The sequence below is a fragment of the Candidatus Magnetobacterium casense genome, from assembly GCF_000714715.1.
GTDB lineage: Bacteria > Nitrospirota > Thermodesulfovibrionia > Thermodesulfovibrionales > Magnetobacteriaceae > Magnetobacterium > Magnetobacterium casense.
In genome coordinates this window covers 66099-86756 of record NZ_JMFO01000009.1, presented here as the reverse complement: position 1 = coordinate 86756, position 20658 = coordinate 66099, and the positions used below count along the sequence as shown (strand labels likewise).

Genomic DNA, 20658 nt, shown 5'->3' with positions numbered 1-20658 from the left:
AACTAACATATCCGTTTTGTCAACCCCCCGATGAAAGGGTAGCACCACAATCAACCGTGGTTAGCAGGATTTAAGGCACTTTCTTTGTATCGCATGCAATCGAAAATCGCTATATTGCGTGGCAGCAGTGCGCAGGCCCTATATAGTTTCCCTGTCGAGGCTCCTGTACTGGATGGCCTCTGAGAGGTGATGTGGTTGTATATGGTCGCTGCCGTGCAGGTCTGCTATGGTTCTTGATACCTTGAGAATTCTCGTATAGGCGCGGGCGGAGAGTCCGAGGTGTTCCATGGCGGCGTTTATGAGGTTTTGGGAATCGGTATCCAGGGTGCAGTATTTTTTGATATGTCGGGGTTTCATCTGACTGTTTGTGTAGATGTGGTCTTTTTTGAATCGTTCTATCTGCATTTTTCTGGCGGCGATCACCCGCTTACGTATTTCAGCCGAAGTTTCGGCACCCTTGACAGAGGACAACTCATGCGGGGGCAGGGCCGGGACATCAATGTGGATGTCGATACGGTCCAGCAGCGGACCGGATATCTTTGCCCTGTACCTGTGTACTGCCGCCGTCGAGCACGTACATTGACGTCTGGTGTCGTTGAGATAACCGCAGGGACATGGGTTCATGGCCGCCACCAGCATAAACGACGCCGGATAACTGATGGTAGCCGCCGAGCGTGCTATGGTGACCTCGGCGTTTTCAATGGGTTGACGCAGCACCTCCAGGACGTTGCGCTTGAACTCCGGCAGTTCATCCAGGAACAGCACCCCGTTGTGCGACAACGACACCTCCCCCGGACGTGGCGATTGGCCGCCACCTATGAGGGCAACGTCCGAAATCGTGTGATGTGGGCAACGAAAGGGACGTCGGGCGATGATGGGGACATCGCTTCTGAGATACCCTGAGACACTGTGTATCTTGGTTGTTTCGATGGCTTCCTCAAAGGTCATAAGCGGCATTATGGTTGGCAAGCGTCGGGCGAGCATCGTCTTGCCTGAACCGGGGGGGCCTATCATCAGGACGTTGTGTCCTCCGGAGGTGGCCACTTCGATGGCGCGCTTTGCGTGTTCCTGACCCTTGACGTCACAGTAGTCTTCCTCGTAGCTGGAGTACTCATCCAGGACCTTTGATAGGTCCGTGACAAGCGGTTCAACACCGTTGTTGTTGCTCAGAAACGCAACCAGATCAACTATGGTTTTCATCCCGTAGACGGCCAGGCCATTGACCACGGAGGCCTCCCTGGCGTTTTCGTAGGGGAGGATTATGCCGGAGAGGTTATTGTCACGTGCGGCTATGGCCATGGAGAGCGTACCCCTGATCGGTTTTATCGTGCCATCCAGTGACAGTTCACCGGCAATCAGGTAATTGCTCTGTGTTCCTGCCGCAATCACGCCCTCTGAGGTCAGGATGCCAACGGCGAGGGGAAGGTCAAACGACGAACCCTCCTTTCGCAGATCGGCCGGCGAGAGGTTGACGGTTATATGCTTGAGGGGGAAACTAAATCCAACGTTTTTGAGGGCAGCTCGTACCCTGTCCTTGCTTTCCTTGACCGATGTATCGGGCAATCCCACGATTGAAAAATGCGGCATCCCCCTTGCCGCTATATCAACCTCGACGTCTATGAGGCAGGCATCTACTCCATAAATCGTCGCACTGATCACCTTTGATAACATCTCACCTTCCTAAATATCTGTTTCGTGGTAGTATAATAAATTGTTGAATCGGATGGCAAGCATTTTTTTCTTCCTGACAGGATTTTTTACAGCGCAAGTGGAATTAGCCACTCACTGGCAGACAATCCGACCGCTCTGAGGACGCTGCCCCCAAAGTACGTAAAAATTATCTGAGCGGTGAAGATTCAATCCCACAACCTTATTGTCTTTGTCAACCAAATTGTTGCTTGAGTTTACAAGTCGTTGTTGAGTATGTTACAGTAATAGGTATGGAGACACAGACAGAGGTTATGATACAATTCAGGTTTAACGAGAAAAAAACCACTGCCATTACTGTCCTGTTGTTGAAATTAAACGGTGGTTCTATGAACTATACAAAGCTTTTAAAGCTGCTTTACCTGGTGGATCGGGAAGCCCTTTTGCGGTGGAGACGACCATTAACCGGAGATAATTATGTTTCAATGTCAAACGGCCCTGTTTTAAGCAGGACTTATAATTTAATTCGTAATCAAGTAAATTCTGATCTCTGGAATCATGTCGTCTTAACACATAATTATTATGTTTCTTTGAAAATCGATACGGATTTGTTGGATGAATTATTTGATGAATTAAGTGAAAGAGAGATAAGCCTTATTGAAGAAATAGACCAAAGGTATAAGTCTTACAATTTTAAACAAATGATACAGATTTGTCATCATGATTGCCCTGAATGGAAAGCCCCAGGGTTATCTTTTTATGATGATCTTCCGGTTGAAGATATTTTAAAGGCACTTAAATTATCTGCTGAAGATATAAAGCTCTTTGCTGAAGAGATCGATGACTTAAACAGTATCAGAGACATGTTCTTATCTCCCCTGAGATAATGATCTCTTTGGCTGATGCGTTTCTTATTTATACTCCTAAATCTGGAAATTATCACTTATGCTGATCCACTGTTTATAGAGTCATCAAAAATTGAACAGTTGTTACGTGATGGAACAAATCAAATCGATCCTAAGATAAAACTAAAACCCCCGTATCGCCTGATTTACTTAAGAGAATCCAAAATGGGGCTAAACGTTCCCTATGAAGTATCGCAAGCTGCTTATAAGGGATAGTTAACCCTTAAAGGGGGCATATCTCAGCCCCCCCAATCATACTCTTACGCTCAATTACCCCCTTAGCGCCTTTCTGATCAAATCCACCGGTATGATAATCGCCGACAATGCAAGTGGAATTAGCCACTCACTGGCAGACAATCCGACCGTTCTGAGGACGCTGCCCCCAAAGTACGTAAAAATTATCTGAACTGTGAAGATCAATCCCACAACCTTGAGGAAGTTGTTGTTGTCAAGTATGTGATCAAAGAGATTCAGCAGCTCCGTCCTTACGTTGAACTTGTTGAAGTTGTGGATAAAGACAAAGAAGCCAAAGAACCCCGTCAAAAAGGCGGCATCAGAACTGAACTGCCCTTTTATCAGCGCACTCTTTAAAAAGAGTATACATACAATCGTCGTAAAAGTCCCATTGACGAGCACCGATGACCACATGTCCTTGCTTATAATGGACTCTTCTCTTTGCTTGGGTCTTTCGTGCATGTACCTTTGCAACGCGGCCTCTCCGCCGAATGCCAATGCGGCAAGGGTGTCCATCACGAGGTTGACCCACAACAACTGCACCAGCGTAAAGGGCAGGTCAACTCCAAAGAACGGCCCCAGAAACGACGTCATAATGGCCGAAAAACTCACCGTCAACTGAAACACTATAAACTTCCTGATGGAGTTGTATATGGTCCTGCCATACAACACGGCCTTTGTGATGGAGAGGAAGTTGTCATCGAGGATGACGATATCGCCGGCCTCTTTGGCCACCTCCGTGCCGCTGCCCATGGCAAAGCCCACATCGGCCTTTGTCAGCGCCGGAGAGTCGTTGACGCCATCGCCGGTCATTCCCACAACCAGATTGAGACCCTGGGCAACCTTCACAAACCGGCTCTTATCCGTAGGCAGCGCCCTGGCCACCACCCTGAGATCGGGCAAGCGTTGGGCGAGTTCTTCGTCGGAGAGCTTGTTTATTTCCTCGGAGGTCATGATGAGGTCGTTGGGGCGTTGCAGGAGACCGATGTCTCTGGCAATGGCCTCTGCCGTCTCACGCTTGTCACCGGTTATCATGACCACCTGGATGCCGGCCTCGTGGGCGAGCTTGATGGCCTCGGCCGATTCGGGGCGTATCTCATCCCTGATGGCTATGATCCCCAGGAGCTTTAGTCCCGTGGGCATGGAGTCATCCGTTATGGGTTTTTCCGATATCGCCAGCGCTATCAACCTCATGCCTCGCCTGGAGAGTTCGTCTATCTTCTGCGCCAGGGCAGCCGAAGATGCCTTGTCCATGTCAACGACCCTGGCGTCTTTGTCGTAGTACCCCCGGCAGCCCGACAGTATGATCTCCGGGGCACCCTTAACGAGGGTATATATATTGCCAGCCATGCTAATCTCCGAAGCGGAGAACTTCTTGTCGCTGCTAAATAGGATTGTCCGGTTCAGCTTTACGTTGTTATCTTGCAGGAGTGCTGAAAATATGTATCGCATCAGGGCCTTTTCCACGCGATTGCCCCCAACGATCTCATTGACCTTACCCTCGCTGGCGTTGATGACGCAACTGGTGTTTTCCTTTATGGACAGGGTCAACAGCTTCCTGACTGGTGCCGGGACACTATCAAAGTCGCTAAAACTGTTCGCATCACCCGTCATGAACTGTGACACCTCCATCTGTCCCTTTGTGATGGTGCCGGTCTTATCCGAAAACAGGATGTTGATGCTGCCTGCGGTCTCTATACCAAGGAGCTTTCTGACCAGTACCTTCTCTCTGAGCATCTTTCTCATGTTCATAGAGAGCACAATGGCGATCATCATCGGCAACCCCTCGGGGACGGCTACCACGATAATGATAATGGCCAGGATCACGGCCGTAACGGCGTCGTGCATAAACGTCTGCCAATGAGAGAGGTAGGCAGAAATCCTGGCGGCATCAAATCCGTTGTCCATCAAGACCTTTTTAAACAAGAACGACAGGGCAATAAATGTACCCCCAAAGTAGCCAAACTTGCTGATACCCTCTGCCAGGGCGTTGAGTTTGACCTGCAGCGGAGTATCTCTGTCCTCTGCATCGAGTTCCTTTACGAGCTTTCCATACAGGGAGTTCTCCCCTACGACGCTGACCTTCATGACGGCCTCACCGTCTTCAATAACTGCCCCCCTGTAGAGGGCGTATGGGTCTGCCAGGTCGTTTAACTCTTTTGGGATGTAATCGTCGGGGGGTACCTTTTTCTTTACGGGATCGGCTTCACCCGTGAGGGCGGCCTGATTGACGTTGAGGGTGCCCTCAGCCGCCACCAATGCACCGTCTGCGGGGACCTTGTCACCGGGCTGCAGGAGGACGAAATCGCCCACGACTATGTCGTTGATGGAGATTTCGGTGATATGGCCGTTGCGAAAGACGTTTATCAGGATTTGCGATGCCTCTTCCTGGAGGTTTCTGAAAGAGGTTTCGTTTTTATGCTCCGAGAGCGTGGCAACGGAGGTCGCTATTAAGACGGCCACTGCTATGCCCACCCCCTCATACCACGCAGCAAAACCAAACACCGCCAGCACCGTAATAATCCCCAGCGCCACCAACAGGATGATGATTATCGGGTCCTTAAAGTTGCCCAGGAACTTCTCCCAAAACCCCTCTATCTCAGGGGGTGCCAGTTGATTTGAGCCATGCTGTTGTCTCGACCTCTCAACAGACTCCGTATCAAGCCCACTATAGCTAAATTTCATGCTTTACTCCTTACATTACAATAAATTAAGAGAGGGGAGAAGAAGGGAGGCGGCTCCGCCCCTCCCTCAGACCCACCCCGCAAGGGGACCAGTCCCCTTGACCCCGTAATGCTCAATCCTGATATCACATTACAGGTCGAATTCTGCCGGGTTTATCCCAACGGCGTTACAGGCTTCCCTGACTACCTTTTTTTCACCGGAGTCAAAGTTGCCATCGGCCCCGCCAATGATGATTCCTACCTGAATTACCGCCCTGGCCTGGTCTTCCTTCTTTTTCAGCTTTGCTATTGTCTGGATTGCCTCGATCTTGCCAAAATCGAAGTCCTTGTTCAACTTGTCGCAGTAGAGGTCGAACTTGTCCCTCAGCTCAGAGGCAGGAAAGACCTTGAGCATATCATTGGCCATGATAAAGGACGCTGTTTTGTGTCTTTCTGCCGTATCGATACTGCCATCTGCCGCGGCAACAAGGGCGCACATAGCCATTGCACCGTTTGCAAAGTCCGAGTTCTTGAACTGCGAAATCTTACCGCGCAGCGAGTCGTTCATCTGGTTCATACTGCCTTTTAAGTTGTCCCAAAATCCCATGTCTTTTGTTCCTCCTGATTAATCTTAGGTATTGATAGATTGTTGCATATCTTTATTTGCAAGCTAATTATTAATTTCCATAAGAATACAACCATGTCTTCTTAAATGTTTCAAAAGAGCATTACGCTTCATGCAATGGCAATTGTCTCTCTTAACGCATCATCCGGAACCCCTCGTAAGGCATCCTCTCTTCTGTCTTGCAGTATTAAAGCAATGGCATCTGCAACGCTTTGCTTACACTCCTGCAATGTCTTTCCTTGTCCGTTAGCACCAGGTATTTCAAGGCAATACCCTATATACCACTCATCATCTCTTTCTATTACTACGGTAAATTCGTTGTGCATAAAATTTGTATCTCCTCCTTCTGTCACATACTTGGCAAGTTCAGGACAATGATAAAACCAAAGAATTGAGATATTATCTTTTTATTGGCAGTACCTGTTTTAACAATACTTGTGATAGCCTCTTTGTAAGAGATGGCACAGCGCTCAAAAACACCTTTTATACTCATACTTTGAGTATTCTATAATTTCTCACAATATTTTGTCAATATTACGAACTGCCTCATCCGCCAGGCCGTTAAATCGTGGTTCAGACATCTTTTAGTGTTAATTCTTATGATAATTAACACTCCTATTCATGAGGGGTTTCTTCAGCCGACCTGGATGCTTCTGTGATAGTCCTGAATGGTTTTGATGCCAGATTCCTTGGACTTGAGCATCTCTATGGCGTTTACGAGTGCCCTGGCACCGGCTACGGTTGTTGAGTACGGGACCTTGTACTGAAGGGCCGCTGTCCGGATCGAGTGGGAATCCGCTTTGGCCTGAGTGCCGGAGACCGTGTTGATGATGTAACTGATCTCCTTGTTCTTGATGCTGTCCACGATGTGGGGACGACCCTCAATGACCTTATTGATTACCTCGACCTCCAGACCGTCACTTGACAAATAAGCAGCCGTCCCGCGTGTGGCTATCAGTGAAAACCCGTTGGCCTTCAACGCCCTGGCAATCTCCAGAATCGGCACCTTGTCTCTGTCACGGACGCTTATGAAAATCTTGCCGGGTGAGCCGGCTATAGGGATGCTGTTGTAACTGGATGCCTGCGCCTTGGCATAGGCCAGACCAAAATCGCTGTCGATCCCCATGACCTCACCCGTTGACTTCATCTCCGGCCCAAGCAGAATATCCACCCCGCTGAACCGATCAAAGGGAAAAACCGACTCCTTGACCGCCACATGACGCAATACCCGCTCCCTGTCAATGCCAAGCTCCCTGATGGTCTTGCCCGCCATGACCTTTGCGGCCATCTTGGCAAGGGGCACGCCCGTGGCCTTGCTGACGTAGGGGATCGTGCGCGACGCACGGGGGTTGACCTCCAGTATCCAGACCTCGTTCTTTACCGCTCCAGGACGCTCCTGGTTGTCCTTCACAGCAAACTGGATGTTCATAAGCCCCACAACGCCCAACTCAAGGGCAATGGCCTTAGTTTGCTGCTTTATTTCGGCTACCGTAGCGTCAGACAGGGAATAGGGCGGCAACGAACAGGCCGAATCGCCCGAGTGTATTCCGGCCTCCTCTATGTGCTGCATGACCCCGCCAATAACGACGTCCTTGCCGTCCGATATGGCGTCAACGTCCACCTCGATAGCGTCCTCTAAGAACATGTCTATGAGCACGGGATGCTCCGGGGAGACCTTCACTGCCCTTTCCATGTAGGCAACGAGTGAGTCCTCGTCGTAGACGATCTCCATCGCCCGCCCACCAAGGACGTAGGAGGGACGAACGATTATGGGATATCCAATCTGAGCTGCTGCCACCCTGGCCTCTGCCACGGTCATGGCCGTGCGACTGCGTGGCTGCCTCAGACCTAGCTTGTGGATCAGTTCGCTGAAACGCCTTCTGTCCTCGGCCCTGTCAATGGCGTCGGGGGAGGTGCCAAGTATGCGCACGCCCTCACACTCAAGCGGAACCGCCAGCTTAAGCGGCGTCTGCCCCCCAAATTGGACGATCACACCCTCGGGACGCTCAAGCTCTATGATTGCCAACACGTTCTCTATCGTCAGCGGTTCAAAGTAGAGGCGGTCGGAGGTGTCGTAGTCGGTGCTGACCGTCTCGGGATTGCAGTTGACCATGATGGTCTCATAACCCAGTTCCTTTAGGGCATAGACGGCATGTACACAACAGTAGTCAAACTCTATGCCCTGGCCGATCCTGTTTGGCCCCGATCCGAGGATCACAACCTTCTTCTGCCTCGTGGGATTGGCCTCACACTGCGCTGATGGCTGCGTCTGGCCATCATCCGTGAGCCTATAAAACGGTCGCTCATACGTCGAGTATAGATATGGCGTGACCGCCCTGAACTCGGCTGCACAGGTGTCAACCATCTTGTAGACGGGCGTAATAGCATGGAGCCTCCGATAATCCCTGACCATCTTTTCGGTCACGCTAAACAGATAGGCCAGCCTCCTGTCGGAAAAGCCATACTCCTTGGCCCTTCTCACAAGCGCTTGACCTGCATATTCATCATTGAATTTCAATTTGGTGTCGATACTGTCGAGAGGTAGTATTTCAATGGTTATAAGCTCCTCCAGCTCCATCTTTACGATGTCAAGGATGTTGTTCAGGAACCACGGGTCTATATTCGTTATTTCGTACAGCCTCTCCACGGTCATTCCTTGGCGCAGTGCATCGGCTACGTACCAGAGCCTTTCGCTGTTGGGCGTCTTTAGCCTGGATGCTATGGTGAGCTTATTATCTACCTTTGTGTTCGCCTTCTCAAAGCCGTATGTGTCGTTTTCGAGGCTCCTGATGGCCTTCTGTAAGGACTCCTTAAACGTCCTTCCGATGGCCATGACCTCGCCTACGGACTTCATCTGCGTGGTGAGCGTGGTCTGTGCCTCGGGGAACTTCTCAAAGGTAAAGCGCGGTATCTTGGTAACGACGTAGTCTATGGTCGGCTCAAAGGATGCCGGGGTTTCTTTTGTTATGTCGTTTTGTATCTCATCCAGGCGCAGACCCACGGCGAGTTTGGCGGCTATCTTGGCAATGGGAAAACCCGTGGCCTTGCTTGCCAGGGCAGAGCTGCGTGAGACACGCGGGTTCATTTCGATGACCATCATCTGACCGTCTTTGGGGTTGATGGCAAACTGGATGTTGCTCCCACCGGTGTCCACGCCGATCTCACGGATAATGGCAATGGCCGCATCACGCATCAGTTGGTACTCCTTGTCAGTGAGTGTCTGGGCAGGCGCCACCGTGATTGAATCGCCGGTGTGTACGCCCATGGGGTCGAAGTTTTCAATCGAGCAGATTATCACGACGTTGTCGGCGTGGTCTCGCATGACCTCAAGCTCGTACTCCTTCCATCCGATGACCGATTGTTCAACCAGTACCTGGTGCTTTGGACTGAGACTGAGTGCCTTTTTGAGGAGGTCTTCGTATTCCTCCATGTTGTATGCAACCCCGCCTCCGGTGCCCCCCAGCGTAAAGGCCGGTCTCAGGATGGCCGGGAATTTAACGTCCCTGATGACATTGAGTCCCTCCTCGAAGGAGACAACGATCCCGCTTGTGGGGACGTTGAGGCCGATGTTTTTCATCGCTTCCTTGAACAGCCTTCTGTCCTCGGCCTTGTTGATGGCCTTGAGGTTGGCGCCGATCAGTTCAACGCCGTACCTGTCAAGGATTCCGAGGTTGGCCAGGTCTACGGTGAGATTGAGAGCCGTTTGTCCACCCATCGTTGGCAGGAGGGCATTGGGACGCTCACGTTTGATGATCAGTTCCAGCGTAGCGGCGTTGAGGGGTTCGATGTATACGGCCCCTGCGGTGTCGGGGTCGGTCATGATGGTGGCCGGGTTGGAGTTGACCAGCACCACGTCATAGCCCTCCTCGGTCAGTGCATGACAGGCCTGGGTGCCGGAGTAGTCGAATTCGCACGCCTGGCCGATTATTATTGGCCCGGAACCTATCAGAAGTATCTTTTTTATGTCAGCTCGTTTAGGCATTTTACCTCGTCCTAGTGATTTTTTGGGCGCTTGTTTGCCTGCAGGACTTTTTTCCTTAGGCGGATGGAGTTGGGTGTGACCTCTACCAGTTCGTCCTCCTTTATGAACTCCAGGGCGTTGTCCAGATTCATCATGCGCGGCGGGATGAGTAAAAGGGCATCGTCTGAGCCGGAGGCACGGATGTTGGTGAGCTTCTTCTCCTTTGTTACATTGACGTCGATGTCGCTTTCCTTGGAGTTTTCGCCAATTATCATGCCTTCGTACACGGGCGTGTTTTCACGGATAAAGAGCGTGCCACGGGGCTGCAAATGAAACAGGGCATACCCGGTAGACCTTCCCGTCCTGTCCGCCACCAATGCCCCGGTCTGACGCTTGGTAATGGGCCCGTGCCACGGCTCATAGCCGTCAAAGAGGTGGTTTATCAGTCCCGTGCCACGCGTATCTGACAGGAACTGATTGCGAAACCCTATCAGCCCTCGCGATGGTATCCGGAAGTCGAGTCGCACCCTGCCGTAGCCGTTGTTGTTCATCTTGTACATCCGCCCCTTTCGCATGCCGATGAGTTTGCTGACCACGCCCACGTAGTCCTCGGGGACATCGATGACAAGTATCTCCATCGGCTCATGCACCTGCCCGTTTACCTCCCTGAGGATGGTCGTGGGCATGGCCACGGAGAGTTCGTAGCCCTCACGACGCATCATTTCGATGAGTATGGCCAGTTGCAGCTCGCCACGACCCATGACCTCAAAGGAATCCATGTTGTCAAAGTTTACGCGTATCGAGACGTTGTACAGAAGCTCCTTGGTGAGTCTGTCACGCAGGTTTCTTGACGTAACGTACTTGCCCTCCTTGCCGGCAAAGGGCGAGGTGTTGATCGAAAACACCATCGATATCGTAGGCTCATCGACGTGGATCGTGGGCATGGCCTTTGGGTTTTCGTAGTCGGCAATGGTGTCGCCGATATTTATGCCCTCAATGCCCGCCAGTGCGATGATGTCCCCGCAGAAAGCCGCCTTTGTGTCGATCCTGTCCAGGCCCTCAAACGTGTACATGGAAGTGACCTTGGTCTTGATTATCTCTTTGGTGTTCTTTACCATCGATACGTGATCGCCCACCTTGACCGTGCCGGAGAAGATACGGCCAATGGCAAGCCTTCCAACGTAGTCGTTGTAGTCTATGTTGGTCACCAGCACCTGTAACTGACTGTCCTTGAGGTCATCGGGGGCAGGGATTGTCCTGAGTATGGTCTCAAACAACGGCTTGAGACTGTCTGAGTCCTCGCCCAGCTCACGCATTGCAATGCCGGCACGGGCGTTGGTGTATATGATCGGAAACTCCAGTTGTCCTTCACCGGCGTCAAGATCGATAAACAAGTCAAATATTTCGTTGATTACGGCCTGTATGCGCGCATCGGCCCTGTCTATCTTGTTGACCACAATAATGGGTGGCAGACCCAACTCAAGGGCCTTCTTGAGGACAAACCTAGTCTGCGGCAACGGCCCTTCGGAGGCGTCAACGAGCAAGAGCACGCCATCAACCATCTTGAGGGTGCGCTCGACCTCCCCGCCAAAGTCCGCATGGCCGGGTGTGTCTACGATGTTTATCTTTACGCCCTCGTAGTAGACGGCCGTGTTCTTTGCCATGATGGTGATACCGCGTTCCCTCTCAAGGTCGATATTGTCCATAACTCGTTCCGGCACCCGTTCGTTGTCTCTGTATATGCCGGATTGCTTAAACATGGCATCAACCAGCGTGGTCTTGCCGTGGTCTACGTGTGCTATTATTGCTATGTTTCTCAGGTCTTGTCGCTTCATGCCCTTCCTTCTGTAAATATTATTAAATATCTCTGTGTGATGTATTATAGCACATCTTATGCGTTTCAGCCAGCAGGTAATATCTCCAGTATCCTCTTAAAAAAGCAGGGTAAAATTTATTTCACGGTTAAAAGGCATGGATTCCTGCTTTCACAGGAATGACAGTTACAGCCGTTTTCCAAGTGTGTCATTCCTGGCTTGACCAGGAATCCAAGATACGTAAAAGTATACTCATTCCTGAGTTTATAAAAAACAGGCTCTTTCTTAAAGTGAGTGGGTAAATGAGGTATCCCCCTCCCTCATTCCCTCCCACAAGGGGAGGGAGGTTAGAGAGACATCGTCATATTCCCGACCCTTTATGGGAGGGGTTAGGGGAGGGTTATTTTACAAGGGTAGAAAAAATTACCCATATGAAATACGAAAGAACCATTTTAAACAACCAGCCGTTTAGATACTTCAGGGGGAGGCATACGGTCTCCTGTGGGCCGCTGGATGGGTGATACCGTATGATACTCTTTGACACTCTCGTAGTCCGGCTTATTTGGCGGAGAGGGAGGGATTTGAACCCTCGGTGGGGATTAACCCACACACGATTTCCAGTCGTGCTCCTTAAGCCACTCGGAAACCTCTCCGTGTGTGTAACAGCTTACCTTGTAATAGTATATCAAAACTCATATGGTATTGTCAAATCCTAAATTACACATTACACATAGAAAGCCGCTGTGATGAAGGTATATTTTAGTCTTTATTGCACAAGAAACTTATAAATAAAAAACCTCGTCTTAGCTTGACAATGTCATATTCCAATCTCTGCAATTAAAGATGTCTGAACCACGATTTAACGGCCTGGCAACTGTAAGGAGCGATTTGATTATCGGAGATTATCAGGATTTAGGTTAAAGAAAACCGTATGTTTTTTCCTGTAAATCCTTTCATCTGCCCTGCGACCGTAGGAAGCAAAGTGATCAATCCTGGTTCAGACAATCCCCATGTTTACTTAAATATGACATTGTCAAAATAAAGAAGATGTGTTTTTCTATCCTCCGATTGAGCGTAGTATGCCATTGAGGATGACCTCCGGAGTTGGCGGACATCCGGGGATGCAGACGTCCACGGGGATGACCGTGTCGATGCCGCCGAGGCTGGCGTAGCTGATACCAAAAATCCCGCCGTTGCAACCGCAATCCCCTACAGCGATCACGAGTTTTGGCGCCGGTGTGGCATTGTACGTCCTGATAAGGGCGATTTCCATGTTTGTTGCCACCGGCCCTGTGACCAGGAGCATGTCGGCAAACCGAGGTGAGGCGGTAAAGTGAATCCCGAATCGCTCGCAATTATAGAAGGGATTGTTTATGGCGTGTATCTCAAGCTCGCAGCCGTTACAGGAGCCGGCATCCACCTGCCTGATGGTGAGGCTCTGTCGTAGACGCCGCTTCATGGCCTCGTCCAGCCTGTCAACCGTATCGTTGACAATGGTTGCATCCGACAATCGGGTAAGTGGCTCCGTCACGATGCCCGTGCGAAATATCTGGTGAAGTATCTTTATCATGCCCAACTATCTGCGGACATAAAATTTAGCATAAATATCCACCAGTAATTGTTCACAGTCAATTATGTACATACTTGAGATTATATCACTTTCCATGTGTTTGTTGCCATAGTACCACCATGGGCAGGGCAATAGCATTAGAGAAACACTATTGATGTCTCTATTCGAATGCTATTTCGTATATTCTCAGCACCTGGATGTGTTGACCCTTTATAAACATGAACCTGTACTGTTTGTACTCCCTGGTGTTTGCAAGGGGAAAGACCCTCTTTTGAGACGGTGCCCACCTCTGTGTGTCTGTCTGCTTGTCCAGTAACACCCATGAGTTGTTTTCGTCCAGGGCCATAAACTCCCATGATATTGGCATCTTTCCTGAGTCCTCTCCACTGGATATGGAGTACTTTGTTATCGCCCGAGGCTTGTAAAACGTTATATTCGCCGGTATTGGCCTGTCGATCAAGGCCTCCCAGAAGTCATCCTTTGTGGCGGAGTAGTCAAATGCGTATTTAACCGTCTTTTTGGTGTTATCTTCGCTAACAACGCTCATCAGTTCACTCTGACAGGGCTTGTGATATTCCAGAGGGATTATGGGCACCTTGGTGGTGGCCGTGGTGTTTAACAGGGCGTTCATATCGATAAAGACGGTGTTTTTTGACGCACAGGTTGGCGCTCCCGGTTCTGACACCGTTGCGATGATGGTATTGTCGGGGGTGTCATCGGCGCAGATGGAAGGCTCCTGGGAGAGGCAATACTTCACGGCAGTGACAGGGCTTTTGAGGTCGATCAGGGCCGCACTCAACACATACTGTATGTCCTGGGTGAATGCCGTGGCATTGCAGTTAAACTCATCGCCAATACTCCCCCTGCCATTGAAACCGGTTTCGTTGTTCAGGGGTTTGACCACATGAATGCGTGTTATGGGTTTGTTCACAAAGGGGGCAATGGTGTTTTTTATAAACATGAATTCCGTGTTTGAGTTCCTTGCATTGAGGGTGACGTTAAACGACGAAGTGATGGCGCCATATGCGGCAAGCACGATAGCAAAAGCGATGGTGGCCGTCTTTTGCCTGTTGTGGTCTTGGGTGATTGCCCCTAGCAGAGATTTGAACATCCAGTGTATCAGCAACAGGGCAAAGGCCATCTCCGCAAACAGGAATCGCCTCAGTACCAGCTTCGTAGGGGTCAGTATCCATGGCGCCAGGATGAAAAGGGACAACGCTACCGCATAGACAATTACAATGGTTGTGTGAAAGCGTTTTTTTCTGACAGAGACTATCAACAAACCTGTCAGCAAAACAGTGACCGTCAGAAACACGACGTAGCCAACAACCTTGGGCAAATATATACTCCAGAAGTTAAATACAATAGGGAATAAGTCATGCACCAGGGGCGAGAGTTTTTGGAGCAGGTTATTTATGGAGATTTCCACTCTGTAATCGGGGTCGAGCTTGATCTCTTCAAGAATCTGTGCCTTGTATTTTGCGGGGATGAACAGTTTATTGTTGAGATAGTACACGACACTGTTAATGCCAAAGAAGAAGACGTCTCGAATAATCAGACGTGTGGTCAGACGCACTTGAGTGTGTGAGTCTTTCCCTTCCGCCGCCCCTGCACCGACTGCTACGAAACTACCAACAAGGAAAAAGAACGCATGAGCCTGATACGTAAACATGGTTATGAGTAACAGCACAAAGGCTAAAGCCGTTTTGCCTGTCCATGTGGCGAGGGTCTTGGCGTCAGGGGGCCTCACCAGCCAAGTCTGGGCAAACAGCATATAGCTCAACAACGCCATAGCAGGGGCCATGGCACTTGGGGGCCAGCTCAGAAAGACATGAAACTGCGGCCCCGGCAACATGAAAATTGACACGCTGACAAGAAATGCCACAACTGGCGTCATCCCCTGCCACTGTAACAGCAGCGTCAACAGCGCCACCCCAACACAGTAGATCAAGACAACAGCAGCCTTTACCTTTTGCAAGTCACCGACAGACCCCACATGCCTAAACAGATAGCACTCTATAAAGGAAGAAAAAGGACGCCCTATCTTTAATGACAGCTTAAAGGCATTATAGTTGGAACATTCGCCCTTAAAGGAAGTCTCCAGGGAGTCACCTATGAAGTTGGCGTTGTCATGAAATATTGACGGCAGCAGAAGATACGACGAAAAAACAAGGAAGAGTACAAAGACAGCCGATAAGAAAAATACTATAAAACTACGAATGTTTAACAACAACTCCCCTTTTCAGTCCTCTGAGCGATTTTTTGGATTTCCTCCCTTTTGGATACATCCTGATTTTATGCCATTAGGCGGTTGATATTGGCAGTTGCGTTCCGCCGGCAGGAGTTGCGGCAATATATAGGGTAAGACCTTAAAGATAGCACTTGTCCGTCTTTAAGGTCTTTATGCTTTCGTAGAGAAGATACTTTCAATGTTTTTCTTCATTGTCTGCAACATCTTAAGATAGTCTTCAGGCGGTATCTGTCTTAAGAGTTTTCCTTCACGATCGACTATTCGTATCACCACGCTGTCAGTTTTGTCATCGACTGCAAAATATGCCTTGGTGAAGTTTTTGTCAAGCAGTTTCTTTTCTTCTTCCGCCTTTTTCTTTGCCTGATTGGCACGCTCATCTTCCTCTTTGATTTCGGCGTTTTTAGCGGTTATACTGGCTTTTTCCCCAACAGAAACGCCTTGCGCATTATCAGGGGTGTTATCTGACAATACCACAACTTCCTTATTATTTGATTCCTGTATAGCGTCAGGTGCTGCATCTTTACGTTCGGGCGGTTTTTTTGTTGCCTGAACGGGACGCATAACCACTGTTGAGCTTACGTCAAAGCCCCTGATTTCCATATGGCCTCACCTCCCTGAATTTATATTCCCGACTGCATTCTGGGCTACCGTTGTATTTAGGTTTACATTTCACCTTATACTCTCACCTTCATATTTGAATTTATGAGATAGCATTAACAAGGCTCTCTTTTATTTCTTCAGCGGCATCCACGGAGGTATTGCCGGAGCTGGTATTTTTGTTGCCCGTTCCACTACCGGCCGCGCTTGCTGCAGCGTTTGAGGCATCACCCTCTTCTGTTGACACACCGGACTTATACAGTTCCCTGGCAGCATCAGAGAGCCTTACGGATACAGCGCTTGTGGCGCCACCATTGCCTTTTTCCTTCAAGTCTTCTTGCGGACGTTCGGTCTTTTCTTCCTTGATGTTACTGCTGTACGTATACAGCGATTGGTTGTTCACTGCACCTACCATATAACCTACCTCCTTGCCATTGAGATAAACCCTTCAAATTTCTTATCGGTAAAGTTATTTAAAACTTTACTATGCTGTAAAAAAATTTTATATTTTTATTTCAGTCAATCCACCCGCAGGGGAAAACCTGCCGCTATATGTAAAATAACCATGCCACAGCAATGTACAGCGATCTGCATGACGTATCGTGTGTGTATAAGCCTCTGCAATCCTGGCCCTATCCGGTGGTCTGAGCCGGGGGGCGTCAAGGATATGGCAGTTGAGTTTCTTGGTTGTTGACATTAGGCCCTCCTGGAGTATTTTATTTCACCAAAGGCGATTTTAAAGGTTGTTCCCGGATTGGTTTCGCACTGTATGGAGCCCTCCAGTTGGTCTGTTACCAAGGCATTTACGAGTCTCAGGCCTAGTGTCTGCGCATCTTTGATTTCTATCCCTGGGGTAATGCCCATGCCCGTGTCACCGATTGTCAGAACAAAGGCATTTCCGGGCTGCACCTTTAGTTCTACGTTAATACTGCCCATTACATCTGCCGTGAATGCGTGTTTGAGGGAGTTAGATACGATTTCGTTGATGATTAACCCGCATGGCACTGCCGTATCAAGCCCTATGTAGCATTCGTCTATGTTGGTGTTCATGCTTATCCTGTCGGTGTTGAGGCAGTAGGAGGCATACAGGTGGTTTAACAGGTTCTCTACGTATTTTCGAAAGTCTATCCGCTCGACGTTGTCGGCCTGGTAGAGTTTTTCATGTATGAGGGCCATTGCCTTTAATCTCCTCTGACTGTCACGGAACATCTCCAGGGACTCGTCGTTGGTGATATATCGTGCTTGCAGGTCCAGGAGGCTTGAGACAATCTGGAGGTTGTTCTTTACCCGGTGATGGACCTCGCGCAGGAGCACCTCTTTTTCCTTCAGTGATTGTTTCAGCCGCTCTTCAGTTTTAAGGCGTTCGTTTATTTCCACGTGGAGTTTGTCGTTGGTGGTCTTAAGCTGTAAGGTGCGTTTTTCAACGAGGTCTTCCAAGAGATAGCGATATTTCCAGAGTTCTCCTTCCATTTTATTACGGGCGTCCAGTTGTCTTTTGAGGTCTTTTTCGACGTGTTTTAAGGCTATAGAGTTTTTTACCAGCCCCTTTAGTTCGTAGAGGTTAAACGGTTTGTGCAAAAACGCACTGACGCCCAACTCAAAACACCTCTCCATGTCCTCATCGCTGCCATGGCCTGTGAGCACAATGACCGAATAGGGGTCTGTGGGGACAAGGTTTATCTTTTGCAGAAACTCTACGCCATCCATGACCGGCATCTTGAGGTCCAGGATTATGAGCACTGGATTGACCTCGTAAAACAGTTTTATCCCGTCAATGCCGTTTTTGGCCTCATAGATGGTATAGCCATAGTTCCTGAGGTGTTTCTTGATTGCATCTATTACGATCTGCTCGTCATCGAGTATAAGTATCTTCTGATTATACATCTGTCGTGTTACCGGCAACAGGGAGATTAATCGTAAAGGTAGTGCCCCTGTTAGCCTTAGAATCGCAGGTGATAGTTCCGTTGTGTCCGACTATTATTCCATATACGATGGAAAGTCCCAGGCCTGTGCCCATACCAACCTCCTTGGTTGTGTAAAACGGTTCAAAAATCCTGTCCAAAATCTTCTCCTCTATACCCATACCGTTGTCGGTGAATTTTATAACGATGAAGTGTTTATCTCCCGATAGTCTTATGACGATGCGTATTTCGGCAGTGGTCTTGTTCTGAGCCAGGGCATCCATGGCGTTTTGCAGGAGATTGATAAACACCTGCTCCAGTTGGTTGGCACTTCCTACAACGTGTGGCAGGTCAGGCTCCACATTTTTTGTAAGAGATATGTTCCTTAGGCGTATACGCTCACCCATAAGCAGCAGACTGTTGTGTAAGACCATTTCGATGCTGATTGATTCCATTTCGATATCGTCTCGGCGGCCAAACGTGCGCAGGTGCTGGATTATATCAACGATCCTGTTGACCTGTTTATATGCCACAACGGCCTCTTTTTTAAGCGCATCGGTGTTTAATTCCCCCTGCTTGATCTCCAGGATCAGGCCCTGGAGAAAGCTGCTGATATAGGTAAGTGGTTGATTTATCTCATGTGCGATTCCCGTGGCGATTTCGCCTAACGTAGCCATCTTGGAGGAAGTCAGCATCTTTAGCTGTATCCTGTGGGATTCTTCCTCGAGCTTTCGTATCTCCCTCATGTCGTGGGCGACAACAATGGTGTCGTTGATGACCTCCTCACTCCACTGTCCGAGTCTGGAGAGGTTTACGAGGACGGGGATATCCTCTGAGGTTGCGGTCTTCATTGACGTAAACAGGTCCTTGGTGTTGCCCTGTCCGCGGATGGCCTCCAGGATGTTTTCTGCAAACATGACGTCAACCATTTTGCCCACCAGTTGGTCTTCGTCGTAGCCCAGGAGGGTACAGGCGGAGTGATTTACCGTTTGGATGACAAGGTCTCCGTTGACCACGATGAGGGCATCCGTAAGGGACAACAGTACGCTTTCGAGGTAGGTCTTTGCGTGGAGCAGTTCTGCCGTTCTCTCCCTGACCCTGATTTCGAGTTCGTCGTTATATTTCTTTAATGCCTCCTCGGCCCTCTTGATATCGGTGATGTCGTGGAAGATGCCACGCGTTACGCAGGGGATGCCGTTTTCAAATATGCAGTTAACGCTGCCCAGCACTACAATGTTTCTGCCGTCCCTGGTGACAAAGACTGTCTCGAACCTGCTCGATATACTGCCGATGAGGAAGCAGTTGAAGTTGTGAAGTCCGTTGTCAAAGTGATTGGGGTGGATCACGTCAGAGAGGGTCAGCGTTTCCACCTCATCTTCGCTATAGCCGAGGGTGTTGAGCCATGAGCGATTTACGTACTTAAACCTCCCATCGGGGGTAACCACGTGGATCATGTCCGAGGCGTTGTCAAAGAAGTCCTGTAATTGTTCGGTGTTTTTTCTGAGTTGTTCTTCGGCCAGTTTTTTCTCCGTAATGTCTGAGATAAGGCCGTCGTAGGCGATGAGGTTTCTGTTGGAGTCGTACCTGGCAACGGGGGTGTTTCGCACCCATCTGATAGAGGCGTCCTTGTGTATGATGCGATGTTCTATGGAGAGCACCGGTTCTCCTTTGAGTATCTTGTATGCAAGTTCGGTGACGGCCTTACGGTCCTCACCGTGGATCATGCGGTACCACAGGTAGGGGTCTTCGTCATACTCTTCGGTGGTGTAGCCGGTGACGGCCACACAGCCAGGGCCGTGGGTAGTGGAGGCTGCACGACCGTCTTTGACCTCCACTGTATAGATGTAATCCGTGATGGCTCCCAGCAGGAGTTTGTAGCGGTTTTCACTGAGCTTTAAGGCCTCTTCGGCCAACTTGCGTTGTGTGATGTCCGATATGAGGCCGTCATAGGCGATCAGTCGTCCGTCCTGATTGCGGCGCGGCACGATGGTGTTTCTCACCCAACGGACGGAGCCATTCTTGTGGATTATGCGATGCTCTATTGGGGGTGCCGCCTCCCCTGCGAGGACGTGTTTGACCTGGCTTTTGACCATTTCCCGGTCATCTTCGGCGATCATACGGTACCACAGGTATTGGTCTGTCTCGTATTCTTCGGAGTGATACCCGGTGACGGCCACACAACCGGCCGAGTGACGTGTAGATACCGCACGGCCATCTTTGACCTCCACGGTATACATGTAGTCGGTGATTGCGTCAACAAGGCGTTTGTATCTGTTTTCGCTTAATCTTAGCGCCTCTTCAACCTGTTTGCGTTCTTTTATCTCTTCCTGCAGCTCCTTGTTGACCCTGTCAAGCTCCTTGGTGCGCTGGTAGATATGCTGGCGCAAGGCTATGTTGGCCTCAAACAGCGAGTTTATATTACTCTCTACACGATCTTTCAGTATCTGTCTGATATTATCTACAAACGACATATCGTCTTTATCTGTCCTG

14 protein-coding genes and 1 tRNA gene are annotated in these 20658 nt (G+C 49.7%); 1 reads left to right on the top strand and 14 read right to left on the bottom strand.

Annotation, left to right across the window (positions count from 1 at the left end):
• Positions 1-138: 138 nt before the first annotated feature.
• Entirely contained in the window at positions 139-1671 is a 1533-nt protein-coding gene (locus Mcas_RS06945) for a YifB family Mg chelatase-like AAA ATPase (RefSeq protein WP_040334792.1), read from the bottom strand.
• Between the two features lie 269 nt (positions 1672-1940).
• On the opposite strand from Mcas_RS06945, the gene Mcas_RS06940 reads away from it, so the two are divergent.
• Entirely contained in the window at positions 1941-2534 is a 594-nt protein-coding gene (locus tag Mcas_RS06940) for a Panacea domain-containing protein (protein ID WP_081853675.1), read from the top strand.
• A 288-nt stretch (positions 2535-2822) separates the two neighbouring features.
• Here Mcas_RS06940 and Mcas_RS06930 read toward each other — a convergent pair whose 3' ends face one another.
• The 13 genes from Mcas_RS06930 to Mcas_RS06870 form a co-directional block, all read right to left on the bottom strand.
• Entirely contained in the window at positions 2823-5471 is a 2649-nt protein-coding gene (locus Mcas_RS06930; RefSeq protein ID WP_040334790.1) for a calcium-translocating P-type ATPase, PMCA-type, read from the bottom strand.
• 129 nt (positions 5472-5600) lie between these two features.
• The gene (locus tag Mcas_RS06925) at positions 5601-6056 is read right to left on the bottom strand and encodes a tellurite resistance TerB family protein (RefSeq protein WP_040334789.1); all 456 of its coding nucleotides are present in this window, start codon (positions 6054-6056) and stop codon (positions 5601-5603) included.
• 128 nt (positions 6057-6184) lie between these two features.
• Positions 6185-6400, bottom strand: a complete 216-nt coding sequence (locus Mcas_RS06920) for a type II toxin-antitoxin system HicB family antitoxin (RefSeq protein ID WP_040334788.1) — start codon at positions 6398-6400, stop codon at positions 6185-6187.
• Positions 6401-6708: 308 nt separating this feature from the next.
• The gene (carB, locus tag Mcas_RS06915) at positions 6709-10056 is read right to left on the bottom strand and encodes a carbamoyl-phosphate synthase large subunit (RefSeq protein ID WP_040334787.1); all 3348 of its coding nucleotides are present in this window, start codon (positions 10054-10056) and stop codon (positions 6709-6711) included.
• A gap of 11 nt (positions 10057-10067) precedes the next feature.
• Positions 10068-11870: a translational GTPase TypA gene (gene typA / locus Mcas_RS06910; protein WP_040334786.1), complete on the bottom strand. Its 1803-nt coding sequence runs from the start codon at positions 11868-11870 to the stop codon at positions 10068-10070.
• 542 nt (positions 11871-12412) lie between these two features.
• Positions 12413-12502 (bottom strand) — tRNA-Ser (locus Mcas_RS06905).
• Positions 12503-12906: 404 nt separating this feature from the next.
• Entirely contained in the window at positions 12907-13419 is a 513-nt protein-coding gene (locus Mcas_RS06900) for an NADH-quinone oxidoreductase subunit B family protein (RefSeq protein WP_040334785.1), read from the bottom strand.
• A 160-nt stretch (positions 13420-13579) separates the two neighbouring features.
• Positions 13580-15649, bottom strand: coding sequence for a glucosyltransferase domain-containing protein (locus Mcas_RS06895; RefSeq protein ID WP_040334784.1), 2070 nt, complete (start codon positions 15647-15649; stop codon positions 13580-13582).
• 171 nt (positions 15650-15820) lie between these two features.
• Positions 15821-16270: a flagellar protein FlaG gene (locus Mcas_RS06890; protein ID WP_040334783.1), complete on the bottom strand. Its 450-nt coding sequence runs from the start codon at positions 16268-16270 to the stop codon at positions 15821-15823.
• 100 nt (positions 16271-16370) lie between these two features.
• Positions 16371-16682, bottom strand: a complete 312-nt coding sequence (locus Mcas_RS06885) for a hypothetical protein (RefSeq protein WP_040334782.1) — start codon at positions 16680-16682, stop codon at positions 16371-16373.
• An 87-nt stretch (positions 16683-16769) separates the two neighbouring features.
• Positions 16770-16964, bottom strand: coding sequence for a hypothetical protein (locus tag Mcas_RS06880; RefSeq protein ID WP_040334781.1), 195 nt, complete (start codon positions 16962-16964; stop codon positions 16770-16772).
• Positions 16964-18151, bottom strand: a complete 1188-nt coding sequence (locus tag Mcas_RS06875) for a histidine kinase dimerization/phosphoacceptor domain -containing protein (RefSeq protein ID WP_040334780.1) — start codon at positions 18149-18151, stop codon at positions 16964-16966. The genes Mcas_RS06880 and Mcas_RS06875 overlap by 1 nt, the downstream gene beginning before the upstream one ends.
• The gene (locus tag Mcas_RS06870; RefSeq protein WP_040334779.1) at positions 18144-20639 is read right to left on the bottom strand and encodes a PAS domain S-box protein; all 2496 of its coding nucleotides are present in this window, start codon (positions 20637-20639) and stop codon (positions 18144-18146) included. Before Mcas_RS06870 ends, Mcas_RS06875 begins: the two co-directional genes overlap by 8 nt.
• Positions 20640-20658: the final 19 nt, after the last annotated feature.